The sequence below is a fragment of the Spirosoma pollinicola genome (genome assembly GCF_002831565.1).
Lineage (GTDB): Bacteria > Bacteroidota > Bacteroidia > Cytophagales > Spirosomataceae > Spirosoma > Spirosoma pollinicola.
Map to the genome: position 1 here is coordinate 2,683,038 of NZ_CP025096.1, position 18,206 is coordinate 2,701,243.

Consider the following 18,206-nt stretch of genomic DNA (forward strand, 5'->3'; position numbering starts at 1 on the left):
GTTCAAACAGGTTTATCGACTTACCTTGGATTTATATACAAAAAGGTGCAAAAACCGTCAAAACTTCACCGCAGCTATACCATGAATTGGTCAACAGTATCCATTTGAAAAAACAACTCGGTGTCATTTAAGAACATGAGTTTGTTATAGCCTATCTTCAAGATGGCACCTCGCTTCCATCGAAACCAATACCTCCTCCAATCAATGCTTCGCTCAATGTCTGACTGAAACTGCCGTCTCAATTTATAATAGACAGCTTATCATCTCGAAGTAGAATAAATGAGTTCTATTTTTATATTTCTGTTGTTTTACATCAAACTCAGCGGGGCCGTCACCAGCCCCGCTGGTCTTCAGAACAGTGCATGAAACTGTCACTTCACACGGCTCTTCAATGAAGCGGTAATTGTCACCTATACCTTGCCGGACAACATCTCATGTTAGGATCCCTCCTTGAGTCGGGATGACAAAAGCAACGCATTGAATTTTTAATACTTAATTAGAAATCTATTTGTAATTCACACTGACTTTAAAAAATATACTTGTTCTCGGCAATCATGGCGTCGGCAATCTGACGGCGGGCATCTTTCAGATTCAACGGCTCAATTTTGGTGAACCGTTTCAAACCCATCAACATACCCCGTAGTTCATCTCCCTCGGCAAACGACGTTATTGCTGACCGACCGGCGTTATTAACTTTCTCAACAGCTTCATGCAGGTACACTAGCGCCATTTGCTTTTGCAGGGCAACAGCTTCCTCGCCTTTAATCCCGATCAATTTCTCAACACGAAGCAATACAGATTCAGCCACGTAGATTTCTATGGCCATATCAGCTACGTTCATCAGGATTTCCTGCTCGTTGGAAAGGTTCATCATGAACTTCTGAACGGCGGCACCCGATACCATCAGGGCAGCTTTCTTCAGGTTGCGGATAACTTTTTTCTCGGCAATAAATACGCCCTCTTCCTCGTCCGAATTGAAGTCGGGAATAGACATAATTTCTTTGGCAACTGCCATTGCCGGGCCCATCAGGTCGAGTTCGCCCTTCATGGCCCGCTTCAACAGCATGTCTACCACAAGCATCCGGTTGATTTCGTTCGTGCCTTCAAAAATCCGGTTGATGCGGGCATCGCGGTAGGAACGATCCATTGGTGCATCGGCCGAATAGCCCATACCACCATATACCTGAACACCTTCGTCGACCACATAATCCAGTACTTCCGAACCATGTACTTTCATGATGGCGCACTCAATCGAAAACTGCTCCAACGCCTTCAGTTTAGCTGACGAATCATCCAGACCCTGGCTTTTCAGGTCCTCAATCAGGTCGTCAATATTTTGACCAGCCCGATACGATGCTGTTTCAGAAGCATACACTTTAAGGGCCATTTCGGCCAGTTTATGCTTGATAGCCCCAAATTGAGAAATGGCTGTTTTGAATTGCTTCCGTTCGTTGGAATAGCGAATGGCATGGTTGATTACTTCTTTTGAACCTCCAACAGCGGCAATACCCAGCTTTATACGACCAATGTTGAGGATGTTTACCGCGATTTTGAAGCCATTCTCACGAGTCGACAATAAGTTTTCAACAGGCACTTTGCAATCGTTGAAGAAAATCTGACGCGTGTCGGAGCCTTTGATACCCATTTTGTGTTCCGGCTCGTTCATTGTGATGCCTTCGTAACCACGCTCAACAATGAAAGCGGAGAGATTTTTGTCGGCATCAATTTTGGCAAATACGATGTAGATATCGGCAAAACCACCGTTAGTGATCCACATCTTTTGTCCATTCAGAACATAATGAGTGCCATCTGCGGTTAGCGTTGCTTTGGTTTTTCCTGAATTAGCATCAGAACCAGAATCGGGTTCAGTGAGGCAGTAAGCGGCTTTCCATTCGCCTGAGGCTAGTTTAGGTAAATACTTGGATTTTTGGTCTTCATTACCATAATACACAATAGGTAATGTACCGATACCCGTATGTGCGGATAACGCAACCGAAAATGAATGGCCTGCGCCTGTCACTTCGGCAACCAGCATGGAAGTGTTGAAATTCGTGCCAAACCCGCCGTACTGCTCTGGTACGGATGTGCCCAGAATGCCCAGTTCACCGGCTTTGTCCATTAAAGATGAAATCAATTCGGGAGATTTAGCATTGTCTATTTCATTCAGACGCGGCCAGATTTCCCGTTCCAGGAACTCGCGGCAGGTAGCCGCAATCATTTGCTGCTCTTCGGTAAATTCTTCAGGGATAAAAACCTGCGCTGCCTGCGTTTCTTTGATCAGAAATTCGCCACCTTTCAAGGAGGCTTTTGGTTCTGTCGCAATCATGTTGAAAAGAGTTTATTATGCTTGCATACTAATTCGTTAACAAAGAAAATCATTTCAAAATTAGTATGCAAGCATACTAATAATATTTTTTAGCTAGAGCTGAGCTTGTATACAGGTAAACAACCTTCATGTACAGTAATGGCTGAATTAGCCAGTAAGAAAGGTTTATTAATCACAGAGGCATAAAGAACACAGAGATTGTATGGGTTAATTTCTCCCCGTTCAATCTCTGTGTTCTCTATGCCTCTGTGATTAATAAACCTTTCTTACTGGCTAATTCAGACGCTCAAAAATACCGGCTCTGGCGCAGGTATTCACCCATGCCGGTTCATGTGGCGAGCATACGCTCGCGTTTATGTGTAGGCACGTGTGAATACCCGCGCCAGAGCTTGCATTCTATTAATTCAAACGCTCAAAAATTCCAGCAACGCCTTGGCCGCCACCTACGCAGGCCGATACCATGCCATATTTCTGATCGCGACGACGCATTTCATTCAACAGTTGCACAGATAAGCGTGCGCCTGTCGAACCGAGTGCATGGCCTAAAGCAATGGCACCCCCGTTCGGGTTGATCTTACTAGGATCAAGACTCAGTTCCTGAATAACCGCTAATGCCTGAGCGGCAAAGGCTTCATTTAACTCAATAAGATCAATGTCGTCTTGCTTCAAGCCGCCTTTTTTGAGAGCGATTGGAATCGCGGCTACTGGTCCGATACCCATAATTTTGGGTTCTACACCGGCTGTTGCATAGGATACCATCCGGGCAACCGGCTTCAGGTTCAACTCATTGATCAGGCGTTCCGACATCACTACGACAAAAGCTGCTCCGTCAGACGTTTGCGAAGAATTTCCGGCGGTAACTGAGCCACCTGCTGCAAAAACTGGTTTTAGTTTGGCCAGGCCTTCAGCGCTAGTGTCTTTGCGCGGACCTTCGTCCTGGGCCACGGTCCACTCACGGGTTTTCTTTTTGTTGCTTTCAGCGTCGAAATACGTTTCACTCACCTTGATAGGTACGATTTCGTCTGTGAATTTCCCGTCTTTTTGAGCCGCCAGTGCCTTTTGGTGAGAGGCAAAGGCAAACTCATCTTGGGCATCGCGGCTAATGTTAAATTGCTGGGCAACTTGTTCGGCTGTCAGGCCCATACCAATATAATAATCCGGGTGTGTCTTCGCAATTTCGTAGTTCAGAGCTGTTTTCCAACCCATTACCGGCACCATCGACATTGACTCGGTTCCTCCGGCAATGATGCAATCGGCCAGTCCAGCGTGGATTTTTGCTGAGGCAATCGCAATCGCTTCCAATCCCGAACCGCAGTACCGGTTGATCGTCATGCCGGGAACGCTATTGGGCAACGACAGCAAAGCTATGTACCGGGCAATCTGCATTCCCTGTTCGGCCTCAGGCACGGCATTTCCAACGATGAGGTCTTCAACACGTGTAGGGTCAAGGTTAGGAACCTGGCTTAGTAAGTGCTTGATAACTTCAGCCGCCATATCATCAGGGCGGGTAAAACGGAGACCTCCGCGAGGTGCTTTACCCACGGCTGTACGATATCCGGCTACAATGTATGCGTCCATAAAAATGCGATGTTGATTTTACTGGTTAAGCGGGGAACCTAAAGCAATAACTTATTTGGTAAACGAAAAATTACAGATGATTCATAAATTATTATGCAAGCATACTATTTTCTTCTGAGAACTGCAACTCTTGGGCTCGAGGCAAATGTCGCCTGGGCGTTCAGATAATCGTTTGTAACGTGTACGGTCGGCCGCTGCCGTGGAAACCCGAGCAGTTAGAAGCCGGGTTGACGCTTGAATTGTTAGCCTTTGGCTACGCGGGTTTCCACGGCAGCGGCCGACCGTACACGTTACTATGCAAAAAAGCCGCTCGATGAGCGGCTTTACAATCAAAAATTTGGTAAATCTCTGTTAGAAGTGACGGTCTCCAGCTTCGCGCTTGCCAAGCAATACTGCACCAACCATTGCAACTAAAAATAAGACTGAAGCCAGTTCAAATGGTAAGATATAGCTGCTATAAAGCAACTGCCCAAGGTTTTCTACAAGCCCTGTTTTAGCATTGAAAGTTGCTGAATTAACTTCTGGCACCTGAGCACTTTTGGCCCGAAAAATCGTAATCAACATAATCATCAACAAACCGCCAACAACAACCGAAGCCATTTTTGTCAGATTGGTTTTCGACTCTTCGTCTTCTTTACGCAGGTTCAAAAACATGATTGTGAATAGGAACAGGACCATGATAGCCCCTGCATATACAATGATGTTTACCGCTGCCAGAAACTGAGCATTGAGCAGAATGTAATGACCCGATAGGCAGAAAAACGTGGCAATCAGCGCCAGAACGCTATAAATTGGGTTACGGGCTGTTACAACGCCAATAGCACTAAACAGAGTAAGTACCGTTAGGCCAAGAAACAGGTAGCCAGTACCCGTCAACGATTTGAAAAAGGTTATAAATTCAGTCATAGCTCAGTCGAATAGAAAACAATAGGGAGAAAGGCGATTAGGTCGCGGCCCGTGTCAAACTAGGTTCGGTTGGGGTGGCCTGTACCTCAGCGTTAGCGATGCGGATATAACGGTCGTCCATTTTTTCGACCAGCTTATCTTTGCCGTAGATAACATCGTCGCGCTCCATAAATACCGGTACCATAAGGTCGTGGCGAAGGTATACAGCCTGTTTTGGGCACGCTTCTTCGCACAAACCGCAGAAAATACAACGAAGCATGTTTATTTCGTAAACAGCCGCATATTTTTCTTCCCGGTATAAGCTTTCTTCTCCCTTTTCGCGCTCTGCTGCCACCATCGAAATAGCTTCGGCAGGGCAGGCAACGGCACATAGCCCACAGGCCGTACAACGCTCGCGACCCTGTTCGTCACGTTTCAGAATGTGGTGGCCACGGTAAATGGGTCCAAGGTATTTTTTTACCTCTGGATATTGAATCGTCGGCTTTTTTCGGAAAAAGTGGCTGATCGTGATGGCTAACCCGCCAACAATGGCAGGCAGATACATCTTCTCCGCCAGTGTCATTTCCTTATTGCTGACTTGTTTTGACCGATTAGTGAGTTGCATGTTAGTTTATAGTCCGATGTTTGTCGTTCAAGATTAACGACAAACCGTTTAAACGCTTTGCGGAATAACTGCCTGCTTTGGTGCCCGTGCTGATGATACCATAACTACGACCACTGTAACGATAACAATTAGCCAGGTGGCGTATTTGAAATCATAGAGTAAGCCAGCACCGGTTATAACCACGTTCAGAATTGACAAAGGTATAAAGGTTTTCCAGCCCAGATTCATAAGTTGATCGTAGCGGAAACGCGGTAGCGTCCAACGAACCCACATGAAGAAGAAGATGAAAAAGAAGATTTTGCCAAAGAATGTGATTACACCAAGGGCTGTCGCCACGTTATGCCCTGTAATAGCACCCAATGAGTTTTCGAGTGCAGTGCCAATCTCGTTCATGAACGGATAATGGAATCCGCCAAAGTACAGCGACGAGATGAAGGCCGATGAAACAAACATATTGATGTATTCCGCAAACAGATAGAAACCTAGTTTCATGGAACTGTATTCGGTATGGTAACCGCCAACGAGTTCTGTTTCGCACTCAGGCAAATCGAATGGGGTACGGTTACACTCGGCGAATGAGCAGGTCAGGAAAATAATGAACCCTACCGGTTGCGTAAAGATATTCCATTCGAAGAAGCCTGCCTGCTGATCGACAATTGCCCGAACCGAGAGCGAGCCGGTCATCATTAAAATCGCAATCATCGAAAGACCCAGGGCAATTTCATAGCTGATGTTCTGCGAAGCAGCCCGTATAGCACCCAGCAGCGAGAACTTGTTGTTCGATGCCCAACCGCCCACCATAACGCCATATACGCCCAGCGACACAACACCAAAAATGTATAGTACACCGATGTTGATTTCGATACCCTGTACCGGAACCGAGTAGTCACCAAACCGGATGCTGTCGCCGAACGGAATAACCGCGCTCGACATCAGGGCTGTAAGCATGGCTAGGCAAGGGCCCAGAATAAACAGCCATTTGCTTGACTGCGACGGGATGAAATCTTCTTTAAAAAACATTTTGCCCGCATCGGCAATGGGTTGTAACAGCCCCCACGGACCGGCACGGTTTGGACCAAGGCGATCCTGTAAAAAAGCCGCCACTTTCCGCTCAGCGTAAGTAGAATAGGTCGCAATGAGAAGCGTTATCCCAAATATGACCAGGATAATGATTCCTTTTACGAGTAATACGGTTAAGTCCATTTTTTTAAGTTTTTGGTTTTCCGTTTTTGGTTAGCTTACCGGTAATCACTGATGTGTTAGCCAACCAAAAACCGTAAACTATATACCTATAATAATCAAGGTTCTGGCTCCATAGCCGATGGTAACACTTTCGCGAAACGTTCGGCCGGTAGTTGTTGAATAGACAATTGCGACGTATCGCGTTCATCGTGAATCTGCTTGTAATCGGCTGCGGCCAACCGCTGGCCAAAACTTGGCTTTATGGTATCGGCCCGGTATTTGTTTGCCGAGATCACCGAACTCCGCGATATTTTTGTTGGTCCTTCGATGGTCCAGTCGCTGGTTTTCTTTGTTTCGAACCGGCAGGTGTTGCAGATAAACTCGGTTATTTCGCTCCATTCATTTTTACGGGCTGTAACACGAATAACTTCATCACCCCGATACCACAGCGTTACGTTTCCTGAACAGGTTGGGCAATTGCGGTGTGCATCGACTGGTTTTGTAAACCACACCCGGTTTTTGAAGCGGTAGGTTTTATCTGTCAGCGCACCAACCGGGCAAACGTCAATAACATTTCCGGAGAAATCGTTATCAATTGCTTTCTCGATGTACGTGCTGATCTCAGACGCATCGCCCCGATTCATGACGCCATGTACACGTTTTTCCGTAATCTGGTCGGCCGTATACACGCAGCGGTAGCACAGAATGCAGCGCGTCATGTGTAGTTGGATATACGGACCAATGTCTTTTTTCTCGAACGTACGGCGATCTTCTTCGTAACGAGTCGTTGCCTTACCATGATCGAACGCAAAGTTCTGAAGATCACACTCACCAGCCTGGTCGCAAACGGGGCAATCGAGCGGGTGGTTCAATAGCAGAAACTCCACGATACCATTACGGGCGTCAATCACCTGTGGACTGGTTTCGTTCTCAACGATCATACCGTCCTGAACGGCCGTCAGGCAAGAGGCTACCAGTTTAGGCATAGGCCGTGGGTCTTTAGCCGACCCGGCAGCTACACGCACCAAACACGCCCGGCATTTGCCACCGCTGCCTTTTAAGGGCTGATAGTAGCACATGGCCGGAGGAGCTACCGCCGGACCAATTTTGCGAGCGGCCTGCAAAATGGTCGTTCCAGGCTCCACTTCAACTTCAATTCCGTCAATAGTGACTTTTAATAGTTGCGGCTTTACGTCTTCCATATAGTTACTGCGACTAAGAAGCCGCAAATCATTCTGTTCTAAAACGGCTATCCAGCCGCGTTCCTGTTAGACCAATGCCATCTCACCGCGATAAACAGCACCCGGTTGAGTTGCTTCGGTTGGGTGATCAATGTGCCATTGAAACTCGTCGCGGAAGTGCCGGATGGCGCTGGCAACAGGCCACGCAGCGGCATCGCCAAGCGGGCAAATGGTGTTTCCTTCAATTTTTTTCGCCACATCTACCAACAGATCAATATCCTGCTGATGTCCGTGGCCATGTTCGATACGATGGAGAACTTTCTCCATCCAGCCCGTTCCTTCTCGGCAAGGGCTACACTGTCCGCAGGATTCGTGGTGGTAGAAACGGGAGAAATTCCAGGTATTGCGAACAATACAGGATGTTTCGTCGAAAAGAATAAAGCCGCCAGATCCAAGCATGGTTCCTGTGGCGAAACCACCATCCGACAGCGATTCGTACGACATTAACCGTTTCTCCCCATTAGCAAGTGTAAGTGCCAGATGGGCGGGTAAAATGGGGACAGATGAACCACCAGCCACCAGTGCTTTAAACTTATGACCCGGACGAATACCTCCGCACCATTCATCTGCATAAATGAAATCTTCGACCGGAACGCCCAGCTCAATTTCATAAACGCCCGGTTTGTTGATATGACCCGATGCCGAAATCAGTTTGGTGCCGGTACTGCGCCCAATGCCAACAGCGGCATAGGCGTCACCGCCATTATTCACAATCCAGGCCGTTGTAGCAATAGATTCAACGTTATTAACAACCGTTGGCGACTGATACAATCCTTTTACAGCCGGAAATGGTGGTTTGTTGCGGGGATTACCCCGTTTGCCTTCCAGCGATTCCAGCAAGGCTGTTTCTTCGCCACAGATGTATGCACCGCCACCGGGTTGTACGATCAACTCAAGATCGTAGCCGCTACCCAGAATGTTTTTACCTAAAAAACCTTTGGCGGTGGCTTCGGCAATGGCTTTTTCGAGGATGTGAATGACATACATCAACTCACCCCGCACATAGATAAATGACTTATTGGCTCCCAGCGCAAAGGAAGAAATAATCATCCCTTCAATAAGCAGGTGGGGGAGGTTCTTCATCAGGTAGTGATCCTTGAATGTACCTGGCTCCGATTCATCTGCATTGCAGACAAGATACCGGGGAACGCCTTCGGGCTTGGCCAGAAAACTCCATTTCATTCCCATCGGGAATCCGGCACCACCCCGACCCCGAACACCCGCTTTCTTAACTTCTTCAACAATGGCTTCGGGAGTCATTGTCTTGATTGCCTTTTCTACGGCCGTATAGCCGCCCTGCTTCCGGTATACATCGAAGGTCTCAATGCCGGGAACGTTGATATGTTCGGTAAGTATTTTAGTCGCCATGATGGGTTATTTCGACAGTTCGTCAATGATCTCGTCCACACGTTCGTTGGTGAGGTGCATGTAATATTTCTCCCGAATCTGGAAAACAGGCCCCATGCCGCAAGCAGCCAGACACTCTACTTCTTTGAGTGTAAACCGACCGTCTACCGTGGTTTGACCCGTATCAATGCCGAGACGTTGTTTCAGGTGAGCGTATACGTCTTCGCCCCCCATCAAACAGCAGGGGCCAGTTCGACAGTATTCGATAACGTGCTTACCAACCGGATTGAGGTGATACATGGTGTAGAATGACGCTACTTCATATACCTCAATCGGCTGAATATCGAGCATCCGGGCTACATAATCCATGCCTTCGGGGCTGGTCCAGCCTTCCTGTTCCTGCAATAAATGCAACAACGGTAACAAGGCCGATTTCTGCTTGCCCTCCGGATATCGGGCAATAATTTCCTGCGCTTTACTAACCCGCTCCGGGGTGAATGTTACGGCTTTATTAGTTTCGGTCGTCATAATATAGTGGCAGGTTTATGCGTCAAGTTCGCCTGCAATCACGTTCATGCTACTCATAATAACAATGGCATCTGACAACGTCAGTCCTTTGCACATTTCAGGAAACGCCTGATAATAAATAAAGCATGGACGACGGAAGTGGAGTCTGTAAGGAGCACGGCCACCATCGCTGATCAGGTAAAAGCCCAGTTCACCATTGCCGCCTTCAACGGCATGATAGACTTCGCCAACTGGTGCGTCGATTTCACCCATCACAATTTTAAAGTGATAAATGAGTGCTTCCATGTTCTTGTACACTTCCTGTTTTGGCGGCAGGTAATATTGAGGAGCATCGGCAAAATAGGACCCTTCGGGCAGGTTATCTATGGCTTGTTGAATGATGCGAAGGCTCTGCTTCATTTCCTCATTTCGAACCATGAAACGGTCGTAGGTGTCGCCACTTTGACCGACTGGAATATCGAATTCGAAGTCTTCGTATGACGAGTAAGGGTTCATCACCCGAACATCGTAATCAACACCCGCAGCCCGCAGGTTTGGACCTGTAAACCCGTAGCTTAGAGCCCGCTCTGCCGAGATAGCCCCAACGTTTACGACGCGATCCATGAAGATACGGTTGCGATTAAACAGGTTTTCAAACTCGTTCAATACTTTTGGAAAGCGAACGAGTAGTTCTTTGATCTTGCGAATAGCCGTGGGAGAGAGGTCGCGTTCCATCCCGCCAATACGACCCATGTTGGTCGTAAGACGCGCTCCACAAACTTCTTCGTAGATTTCGTAGATGTTTTCCCGCTCCTGATAGATGTACAAGAAGCCTGTGAAGGCACCGGTGTCTACTCCCAAAATGCCATTACAAATGAGGTGATCGGCCAGACGGGCCAACTCCATCATAATAACGCGTATGTACTGCGCCCGTTTGGGCACGTCAACGCCCAGCAACTTCTCTACTGTCATGTGCCAACCCATGTTATTAATGGGTGACGAACAATAGTTCATGCGGTCGGTGAGGGTGGTAATCTGGTAAAACGGCCGACGTTCGGCAATTTTCTCAAAGGCCCGGTGGATATAGCCGATTGTCTGCTCTCCTGACACAATTTTTTCGCCATCCATTTGCAGGATGTTCTGGAAAATACCATGTGTGGCAGGGTGAGTAGGGCCGAGGTTAAGTGTCGTTAGTTCATTAACGTACTGAATCGGGCCTTGCTCGGCGGGTAAGTTTTTATTCGCAATATCGAGTTCTTCAGAAACCATAGTTAAAAGAGCGAAAGAGCGAAAGAGTGACAAGCAGCAGACAAGCACCGCTCTTTCACTCTTTCGCTAATATTTATCGTCCAAACAGTGCGTCAATTTTGTCTTCCCGTGTTGCGTCTTCGAGTGGATACTCTTTGCGCATCGGGTGGTAATCCATTTCTTCCATATTCAATATCCGTCGTAAGTCGGGATGACCGTCGAAGATAATACCAAACAAGTCGAAGGTTTCTCGTTCCATCCAGTTTGCACCGGCATAGAGTGGAATAGCCGTTGGAATGTGAACATCGTCTGTCGTCAGATAGACTTTAAGACGTATCCGAAAATTGTTCGTCAGGCTATGCAGATGATAGACAACACAGAACTCTTTACCAACAGAATCCGGATAGTGAATCGCTGTAATATCGGTTAAGAAGGCAATTTTCAGTGTCGGATGCTCTTTCAGGTATTTAATGAGCGGGATAATCTGATCCCGGCTGGTCGAGCACGTTAATAAATCATACGGATCATCAAAGTCCGTAACGCTCTCGCCAAACTGGTTAATTATTATCTGCGCAACTTCTTCGTTGGTCAGCATTGTCAATGAGTGAATGAGTGACTGAGTAAATTAGTGAATGACAAAATAGACTGCCTGGTCAGGATCTGTTCACCAATTTGCCATTTATTGAATGCTGTATGAATTCAGCAAGTGCTGATACTCTTCAGTATTACGCCGACGAAGTGACTCGTTTTTGGCTATTTCCTGTAACTGCAAGATGCTATCCAGAATCTGTTCGGGACGTGGTGGACAACCAGGCACATATACGTCTACCGGAATGATGCGATCAATTCCCTGCAAAACGCTGTATGTATCAAAAATGCCACCACTGGAAGCACAGGCACCAATGGCAATCACCCAGCGGGGTTCAGCCATTTGAAGGTACACTTGCTTCACGATAGGCCCCATCTTTTTGGCAATCGTTCCGGCTACAAGCAGCATATCGGCCTGGCGCGGTGAAAAGCTGGGGCGCTCGGCACCAAAACGGCCTAAATCGTAGTGAGAAGCCATTGTCGACATGAACTCGATGCCACAACATGAGGTAGCAAATGGGAGTGGCCAAAGCGAGTTTGCTCTGGCTAATCCAATAATTTTATCGAATGAAGTAGCCGAGAATCCCGGGCCATCATAACTCGCGGGTGATTCTGCCAGCTTAATATCTGTTGCCATAAAAAACACGGTCCGCCGTTGCGGTTCTAGTTGCTTACTGTAACAACGAATAAATATGTTCTAAAATTCATTTAAATGCTTATTCCCAGTTCAATATCCCTTTGCGGATAACGTAGTAAAAACCAGCCAGAAGAAGGCCCATAAACAGAACCATCTCAATAAACCCGGTCATGCCTAATCCCTTAAAATTGACAGCCCAGGGGTACAAAAAGATTACTTCAACGTCGAACAGGACGAACAGAATAGCAATCAAAAAATATTTGATAGAAATAGGTGTGCGGGCATCTCCCTGAACAGGAATACCGCATTCGAACGGATCATCCTTTTTCTGACTATGGCGTTTTGGCCCAATATTGTGCGTAACAAGCATCGTTGTTACGATGAAACCAAGCGCCAAACCTAATTGGATCAGGACCGGCAAATAATCGACCGGGAGGTAGGTTGCGTTCATATAATTAGTTGATAGGATCGGCGCAAAGGTAACGATAAAACCAATAAGCCTATTTACTTGCGGGCAAACGATACACCGACTAGCCTTCAAATATACGTGACAACAGTTGTTTTATCAACCCGTATACATTTGGTTAAAGGCGTTAAAACAACAGAAGCCCCTTTTCCATCAGGGGCTTCTGTTTATAAGTAGAGTAAAAGAGCTTATCGGTTAATAATAACCCGTCGGGATATGTCGAAACCTGCTGAACGCACTCGGATGAGGTAAACACCCTGAGCCAGGCCCGACACATCTATAATTTGTCGTGTATTTAATAAAGGAACCTGCGATGTAAAGAGTTGCTGGCCGCTCAGCGTGAACACACTAATATCTGCATTTTTAAGGTCTTCGATGGTTTCAATTGCTACTATACCAGATGCCGATGGATTCGGGTAAATACTCAACCCACCATTCGATCGATCGAATGTGAATGGTTTAGGAACACTATAGTCCGATGAGCAGGTGATAGAGGTACCAGCCAATGTATAGGTTGAATTCGTACGGGCTGAATAATTGGCCGAAACAATTACTTTTACCACCGCGCCATTTTGTGGAATCACCTCGGCTCCACGGCGCCAGTCGAATAAGTCAGGTTGGCCACCTGTTGGTGTTGGTAAGACGGCTTGTAAGCTATAAGCCCCTATTTGTTCGACACTTGGTACGGGTACTTTTGGCCGTACGGTTAAAGCTATAGTAGCGGGTTGCGTCGATTTACAGCCATATACGTTTATAGCCTGTAGTGAATAGTTTCCCCCTTTGTTTAGCGTGATGGCTTTACTGATCGTTGTTGTTGTGCTCAAGCTCCATAAACCTGTGCTGTTTGCCGATGTATTGGCAACCAGCGATAAGCTTGAATCGGCGCATACCTGTTGTTGGTTAGCAACTACTTTTCCGGGCTGACTGGCTAATGATATAGTAGGCGTTGCTGGCTGAAGAGGGCTCTGTAGTTCAAGTGCCGGCGACAGGTACGTATTCCCATGACTATCCTTTAACGTAGCACGATACGTGCTGGGCTGAGAAACGGTAATGTTCTGAGTAGCTTGCCCCGAATTCCAACTGTATGATTTGTACAAACTGGGCAAACCAAGAGTTAAATTCGTACTGGATGTAGCACAGGCCACTGTAATGGTTGGCTGTGGAAGGGGAGGGAGTGGGCGTGAACTCGAAAAGAAAACCGCATTCATGCTGTTAAACCATGCCTGACCCAGATCATTCAGTCCTTTGTCACCCGGATTATTTGTTTCCCGGTTGCCAAAGTGAACATTATCGAAGCGTGGTATCATGAGGTTATCCAGGAACGGTCCGGCAAAAACGTTATTGTTATAGGTGTTGATAACATCGTTCTGTGCCTGAATGATATCCTCACTTACCGTGCCATTGAAGTAAGATGACCGAGCTAACACCCAGGCTGGATATCGGTCTGTATCAAGACGGGTCTTGTTGACCAGATACTGCATATTTTCGGAATAATCCTTTCGACTGGAATGCAACGGAAAATTATCAAACTCTCCTTGCTGCCATAAAACGGCCCGTAAGCCCTGTAACGAGCAATAATAACGAAGTGCAATAACCAGATTGGAATAAGGCATGCCCTTTGGAAAATCTTCATTGGGTGTACCTATTGCAAACAAGTTTTTTGTCGTCTTGCCATCAGCACTTTCCCGCCAATTCTGGATGGTCGTTCCCTCCCAGGCCGTATTGATAAACAAGACTGGAACATTATACTGTTTTACAAGCAGATCGCCCAGATAACCCCAACACCAGGCACTCTGACCACGAGGTCCAATGAGCGAGGTGGCGGCTATCTGTTGAAACGTTGGTACTGGCGGATCGTTTAATGAATTGAGCTTGCTATTATCGTAAGTCAAGCAATTGACGCGGTCATCTGTAGCTCCTACAGCACCAAATCCCTGAAATCCCTGTGCGTTTGATTGGCCGGTTATGATAAACACTTCACCAATTCCCACTTTACGGACTACATCGCTATTTACCACTACACCATTAACAAAAGCCTGCACCTCCAGGCGATACCAGCCACCCTTTCCCCGTAATGACCCTTGGAAAATTCCTCCCAGTGAATTCTTCTGAATAGTTAGCCAGTTGGTATTCGTTCCCTGTCCAGCCTCTTCGGCTTGTAAACGGGCCTGAACACTATCAACCGGTTGATATAAACTTCCTGAGAAATAAATAGTACTGGTATTGTCATTTTCCCGCTGGAAAATCGCCCGACTTTCTGGGTAAGTAATTTTTAACACCTGATTGGCAGTCTGCGCCGATGTTCGTATACTAACGGCCATCAAACAAAATGCTACTAGGTGTACTAGAAAATAACGATTGTTCATCTTTTGTTTTTCAATAACTTCTTAATTGTATTCTACTGTTTGGGTTGTGCAGTAGCTAAAAATACATATAAAAATTAGACTGCTCTTCAGGGTGGTTGAACTGCCCGAAAAAGTTTGAACGCTTTCCCGATAAAGTGCAAAATTAAGGCTTATTTCTATGACTAAACGGCCATAGTGAAATTAATATTACAATCCCATTATAATTCGTTTAGAAACGTCGAAATCGGCAGACTGAACGCGCAGAATATAATAGCCCGAGGGTAAACCCGTAAGAACAAGTTGTTTCCGTTCATCGAACGAAGGGACCGCCGTTGTAAACGCTGCCTGGCCGCTCAATGTATAAATTGTAATAACAGCATTGGTTAAATTAAACTGTGTTTCAAGCGTTATAATTTTGTCTGGATTTGGGTTCGGATATATACTTAACCCGTTCATACTCATATCGAGTGTAAACGTAATTGGTGCCGATGGTACTGAAAAACAGGTTAACGTTTGGTCATAGATAATTGATGAACGGGCTGTGTAAATACCCGATTGGCTAGCTTTAATAATAGCTGTTTGAGCCGCTAGTGAATCGCTGCCTACCCGCCAGCGGAATTGAGTGCCGTTAGTAGAACTTACAGCTTCCAGGGTGTATGTACCTATAATATTAATCGTTGGCGGGGGTGGCAGTGGCCTTAACGCAACGGTAACTGATCCTGCCTGTAATGACATGCATCCATTAGCGTCCCGTACCGTGGCCGAGTAAGTACCTGCAGTGCCTGTTGTAATTCGTTGTGTTGAATCGCCGGTACTCCAAAAAACGGTGTAAGCTCCATCAACACGTAAGGTGGCCCTATCACCTTCACAAATAATTGGAGATGGGTTGGCAAGTATAACAGGAGTAGCAGGCAGGGAATTAACTTTTACCGCTACAATGCTTGAGAAGGGTGATAGACAACCATTCTGATCAAGAGCCTGTACCGCATAATTGCCAGATGAACCAACGGTAATGATTTTATCAGTTTGCCCGCTCGACCAAATAATACCAATTGGACTGGTGGCACTTAACATGACAGTGTTACCATCACAAAAGGTGGTTGCTCCACCAGCGGTAACTGTAGGAGTTTGCGGCAGCGGATTTACCTTAAGCGTTAGAACGTCCGATTGTACAGACGAACAGCCAAACTGATTGGTGGTACGCACTGCAAAATCACCTGATTGGCCAACTGTAATACTTTGACTGGTTTGTCCGCTAGTCCACTGATAGGCTACATCCTGCGGAGCAGTTAATGTAATCGTTCTATCTGCACAGAACGTCGTCGGGCCATTTGTAGCAATGACGGGCTTAGCAGGTACCGGATTTGCTGTAACAGCAATGGTATTCGACTGAGCAGACGTACACCCATTCTGGTCGGTTACCGTCAGAAAATAGGCTCCTGAATTACCTACACTAATCACTTTATTCGCTTGCCCATCGCTCCAGTTATACTGAATATTATCAGCGCTGGCTCGTAACGTTGTGTTATCCCCCTGGCAAAAGGTCGTTGGCTTGTCATTGGCAATTGTAGGGGTAGGAGGTAAAGGGTTCACCGAAACGTTAAGCACATTTGAAGTAAAATCGCACCCGCTTATATCCCGGTATCGTACGTAATAAGCCCCCGCCGAAACTGTAGAGAAGGTTCGGGATGTTGCTACCGTTGTATTTGTTTTCTGATCGAACCAGGTGATGTTATCATAATTGGTTGTCAGTCCTAAACTACTTCCGATACAAACCGAAGGAGGCCCATTATTAACAACTGCAGCCACGGGGGCATCGGATACCCGAACCTGTCCTGTAAATAATGTATTACCTAAGGCATCTTTAACTTTGGCCCGGTAAACGCCTGCTCCTTTAGTTATACTATTACCCGATTCTCCCGATTCCCATTGCACAGATGAATAAGTGCCGTTTACATTGAACGTAAGGCTATTATTACTTGCACAAGCGACCAAAATGGTAGGTGGAAGTGAAGGGCTTGCCGGGGTTGAGCTTTGGAAAAACGAGTCATTCAGGCTATTATTCCAGGCACCGGCAACTTCAACAAGGCCGTCGAAGTCGAAATGGAAACCTTCCGCATCATTTAGCGGTGGACGTCTGCGAGGGACCTGAATATTATCTGTATTGGGTCCTGCAAAAACGTTGGCTGTTGAGGAAATAACCTGATTCTGGCCATCAATGATATTGGCGTCAGCACCAACATTATCACCATAACTTGATCTGGCCACAACCCAGGAAACAGCTCTGCCATAATCTCTTCGACTCTGGGCAATCACTGTCTGGAGTTGAGCTACATATTGGCTGGTTGGTACATTGAGCAGGTTGTCTGTTTCGCCCTGTTGCCAGAGTATGGCCCGAACTCCAAGGGTATTGGCATAAAACTGGAGCGCAATTTTTAAATTTATATAAGGCTGACGGGCTTCATAAGTCCCCCCTGGCCCATAAGCAATGCCACCATCAGGAGTAGTATCGCTCCAGTTCTGCGATGATGTACCGGTAAAGGCAGCATTGAAAAACATGACGGGTACATTCAGCCGTTTTACCAACAGGTCACCTAACTGCCCCCAACACCAGCTGCCAACACCTCTGGGAGCAATCGTAAATCCAGACGAATTGTCTAGCAGTGAAAAAGCAGGTGTGGGCGGGTCATTCGGAAATCCATTATCCGGATACCGATAGTTCACACAATTGACCCGGTCGTTGAGCGGGTTAGGTGCCGATTGGTGTATACCCTGTGCGTTTGACTGACCCGCAATAATGAAGACCTCGCCAATACCCACGCGTTCAACGGTAGTTGTATTGCCCACCTGCTGATCGCCATTCATACCACGTACTTCGAGATTGTACCAGCCGCCCGACCCGGTTACGTCACCAGCAAATGCACCACCGGTTGGATTATCCTGAATAGTTTTCCAGTCGGTGGTTGTTCCCTGACCATCACGCGCTACTAAATGTGCTTCGACTCGTGTAACAGAAGCCGTGTAAAAACCCGTAATACGAAGGGTAGTCTGGTTAGCACTATTTCGTTGTAGAACCGCCCGACTTGTTGGGAACGAAACCTGAATCTGAGCTATTGCCAGTATTGGAAGCAAAAAAAGAATGGCCGTACCCAGGGTTACGGAAATGTGTTTCATAGTCATTAATGGCGAGACCAGCCAGGGAGGCCAATTGTTGATAAACAGACAGGCGTC

The 18,206-nt window shown here is 46.8% G+C and carries 14 protein-coding genes; all 14 read right to left on the minus strand.

Annotated elements, in window-relative coordinates; all coding sequences use genetic code 11:
• Positions 1–526 precede the first annotated feature (526 nt).
• The gene (locus CWM47_RS11350) at positions 527–2,326 is read right to left on the minus strand and encodes an acyl-CoA dehydrogenase family protein (protein ID WP_100988084.1); all 1,800 of its coding nucleotides are present in this window, start codon (positions 2,324–2,326) and stop codon (positions 527–529) included.
• 399 nt (positions 2,327–2,725) lie between these two features.
• Positions 2,726–3,904 carry an acetyl-CoA C-acyltransferase gene (locus tag CWM47_RS11355; RefSeq protein ID WP_100988085.1) on the minus strand — a complete coding sequence of 393 codons (1,179 nt, stop codon included), beginning with the start codon at positions 3,902–3,904 and terminating at the stop codon, positions 2,726–2,728.
• A 351-nt stretch (positions 3,905–4,255) separates the two neighbouring features.
• Positions 4,256–4,810: an NADH-quinone oxidoreductase subunit J family protein gene (locus CWM47_RS11360; protein WP_100988086.1), complete on the minus strand. Its 555-nt coding sequence runs from the start codon at positions 4,808–4,810 to the stop codon at positions 4,256–4,258.
• Positions 4,811–4,847: 37 nt separating this feature from the next.
• Entirely contained in the window at positions 4,848–5,414 is a 567-nt protein-coding gene (locus CWM47_RS11365; RefSeq protein ID WP_100988087.1) for a NuoI/complex I 23 kDa subunit family protein, read from the minus strand.
• A gap of 48 nt (positions 5,415–5,462) precedes the next feature.
• On the minus strand, positions 5,463–6,617 hold the full coding sequence (nuoH, locus tag CWM47_RS11370) for an NADH-quinone oxidoreductase subunit NuoH (protein ID WP_100988088.1): 1,155 nt from the start codon (positions 6,615–6,617) through the stop codon (positions 5,463–5,465).
• A gap of 95 nt (positions 6,618–6,712) precedes the next feature.
• Positions 6,713–7,798, minus strand: coding sequence for a 2Fe-2S iron-sulfur cluster-binding protein (locus CWM47_RS11375; protein WP_100988089.1), 1,086 nt, complete (start codon positions 7,796–7,798; stop codon positions 6,713–6,715).
• Between the two features lie 66 nt (positions 7,799–7,864).
• Entirely contained in the window at positions 7,865–9,205 is a 1,341-nt protein-coding gene (gene nuoF, locus CWM47_RS11380; protein ID WP_100988090.1) for an NADH-quinone oxidoreductase subunit NuoF, read from the minus strand.
• 6 nt (positions 9,206–9,211) lie between these two features.
• Positions 9,212–9,712: an NADH-quinone oxidoreductase subunit NuoE family protein gene (locus CWM47_RS11385; RefSeq protein ID WP_100988091.1), complete on the minus strand. Its 501-nt coding sequence runs from the start codon at positions 9,710–9,712 to the stop codon at positions 9,212–9,214.
• Between the two features lie 15 nt (positions 9,713–9,727).
• Positions 9,728–10,960: an NADH-quinone oxidoreductase subunit D gene (locus CWM47_RS11390; protein WP_100988092.1), complete on the minus strand. Its 1,233-nt coding sequence runs from the start codon at positions 10,958–10,960 to the stop codon at positions 9,728–9,730.
• A gap of 73 nt (positions 10,961–11,033) precedes the next feature.
• On the minus strand, positions 11,034–11,534 hold the full coding sequence (locus CWM47_RS11395) for an NADH-quinone oxidoreductase subunit C (RefSeq protein ID WP_100988093.1): 501 nt from the start codon (positions 11,532–11,534) through the stop codon (positions 11,034–11,036).
• A gap of 84 nt (positions 11,535–11,618) precedes the next feature.
• A complete protein-coding gene (locus CWM47_RS11400) occupies positions 11,619–12,164 on the minus strand; it encodes an NADH-quinone oxidoreductase subunit B (protein WP_100988094.1) in 546 nt (181 codons plus the stop codon).
• A 79-nt stretch (positions 12,165–12,243) separates the two neighbouring features.
• Positions 12,244–12,615 carry an NADH-quinone oxidoreductase subunit A gene (locus tag CWM47_RS11405; protein WP_100988095.1) on the minus strand — a complete coding sequence of 124 codons (372 nt, stop codon included), beginning with the start codon at positions 12,613–12,615 and terminating at the stop codon, positions 12,244–12,246.
• Between the two features lie 203 nt (positions 12,616–12,818).
• Positions 12,819–14,996 carry a T9SS type A sorting domain-containing protein gene (locus tag CWM47_RS11410; RefSeq protein ID WP_100988096.1) on the minus strand — a complete coding sequence of 726 codons (2,178 nt, stop codon included), beginning with the start codon at positions 14,994–14,996 and terminating at the stop codon, positions 12,819–12,821.
• 186 nt (positions 14,997–15,182) lie between these two features.
• Entirely contained in the window at positions 15,183–18,149 is a 2,967-nt protein-coding gene (locus CWM47_RS11415; RefSeq protein ID WP_100993837.1) for a T9SS type A sorting domain-containing protein, read from the minus strand.
• Between the last annotated feature and the right edge of the window lie 57 nt (positions 18,150–18,206).

Bases quoted from the DNA above. Each gene is read 5' to 3' on its own strand.
- CWM47_RS11375 (WP_100988089.1), bottom strand. From the start codon at position 7,798: ATGGAAGACGTAAAGCCGCAACTATTAAAAGTCACTATTGACGGAATT.
- nuoH (WP_100988088.1), bottom strand. From the start codon at position 6,617: ATGGACTTAACCGTATTACTCGTAAAAGGAATCATTATCCTGGTCATA.
- CWM47_RS11365 (WP_100988087.1), bottom strand. From the start codon at position 5,414: ATGCAACTCACTAATCGGTCAAAACAAGTCAGCAATAAGGAAATGACA.
- CWM47_RS11400 (WP_100988094.1), bottom strand. From the start codon at position 12,164: ATGGCAACAGATATTAAGCTGGCAGAATCACCCGCGAGTTATGATGGC.
- CWM47_RS11385 (WP_100988091.1), bottom strand. From the start codon at position 9,712: ATGACGACCGAAACTAATAAAGCCGTAACATTCACCCCGGAGCGGGTT.
- CWM47_RS11355 (WP_100988085.1), bottom strand. From the start codon at position 3,904: ATGGACGCATACATTGTAGCCGGATATCGTACAGCCGTGGGTAAAGCA.
- CWM47_RS11405 (WP_100988095.1), bottom strand. From the start codon at position 12,615: ATGAACGCAACCTACCTCCCGGTCGATTATTTGCCGGTCCTGATCCAA.
- CWM47_RS11390 (WP_100988092.1), bottom strand. From the start codon at position 10,960: ATGGTTTCTGAAGAACTCGATATTGCGAATAAAAACTTACCCGCCGAG.
- CWM47_RS11415 (WP_100993837.1), bottom strand. From the start codon at position 18,149: ATGAAACACATTTCCGTAACCCTGGGTACGGCCATTCTTTTTTTGCTT.
- CWM47_RS11410 (WP_100988096.1), bottom strand. From the start codon at position 14,996: ATGAACAATCGTTATTTTCTAGTACACCTAGTAGCATTTTGTTTGATG.
- CWM47_RS11360 (WP_100988086.1), bottom strand. From the start codon at position 4,810: ATGACTGAATTTATAACCTTTTTCAAATCGTTGACGGGTACTGGCTAC.
- CWM47_RS11350 (WP_100988084.1), bottom strand. From the start codon at position 2,326: ATGATTGCGACAGAACCAAAAGCCTCCTTGAAAGGTGGCGAATTTCTG.
- nuoF (WP_100988090.1), bottom strand. From the start codon at position 9,205: ATGGCGACTAAAATACTTACCGAACATATCAACGTTCCCGGCATTGAG.
- CWM47_RS11395 (WP_100988093.1), bottom strand. From the start codon at position 11,534: ATGCTGACCAACGAAGAAGTTGCGCAGATAATAATTAACCAGTTTGGC.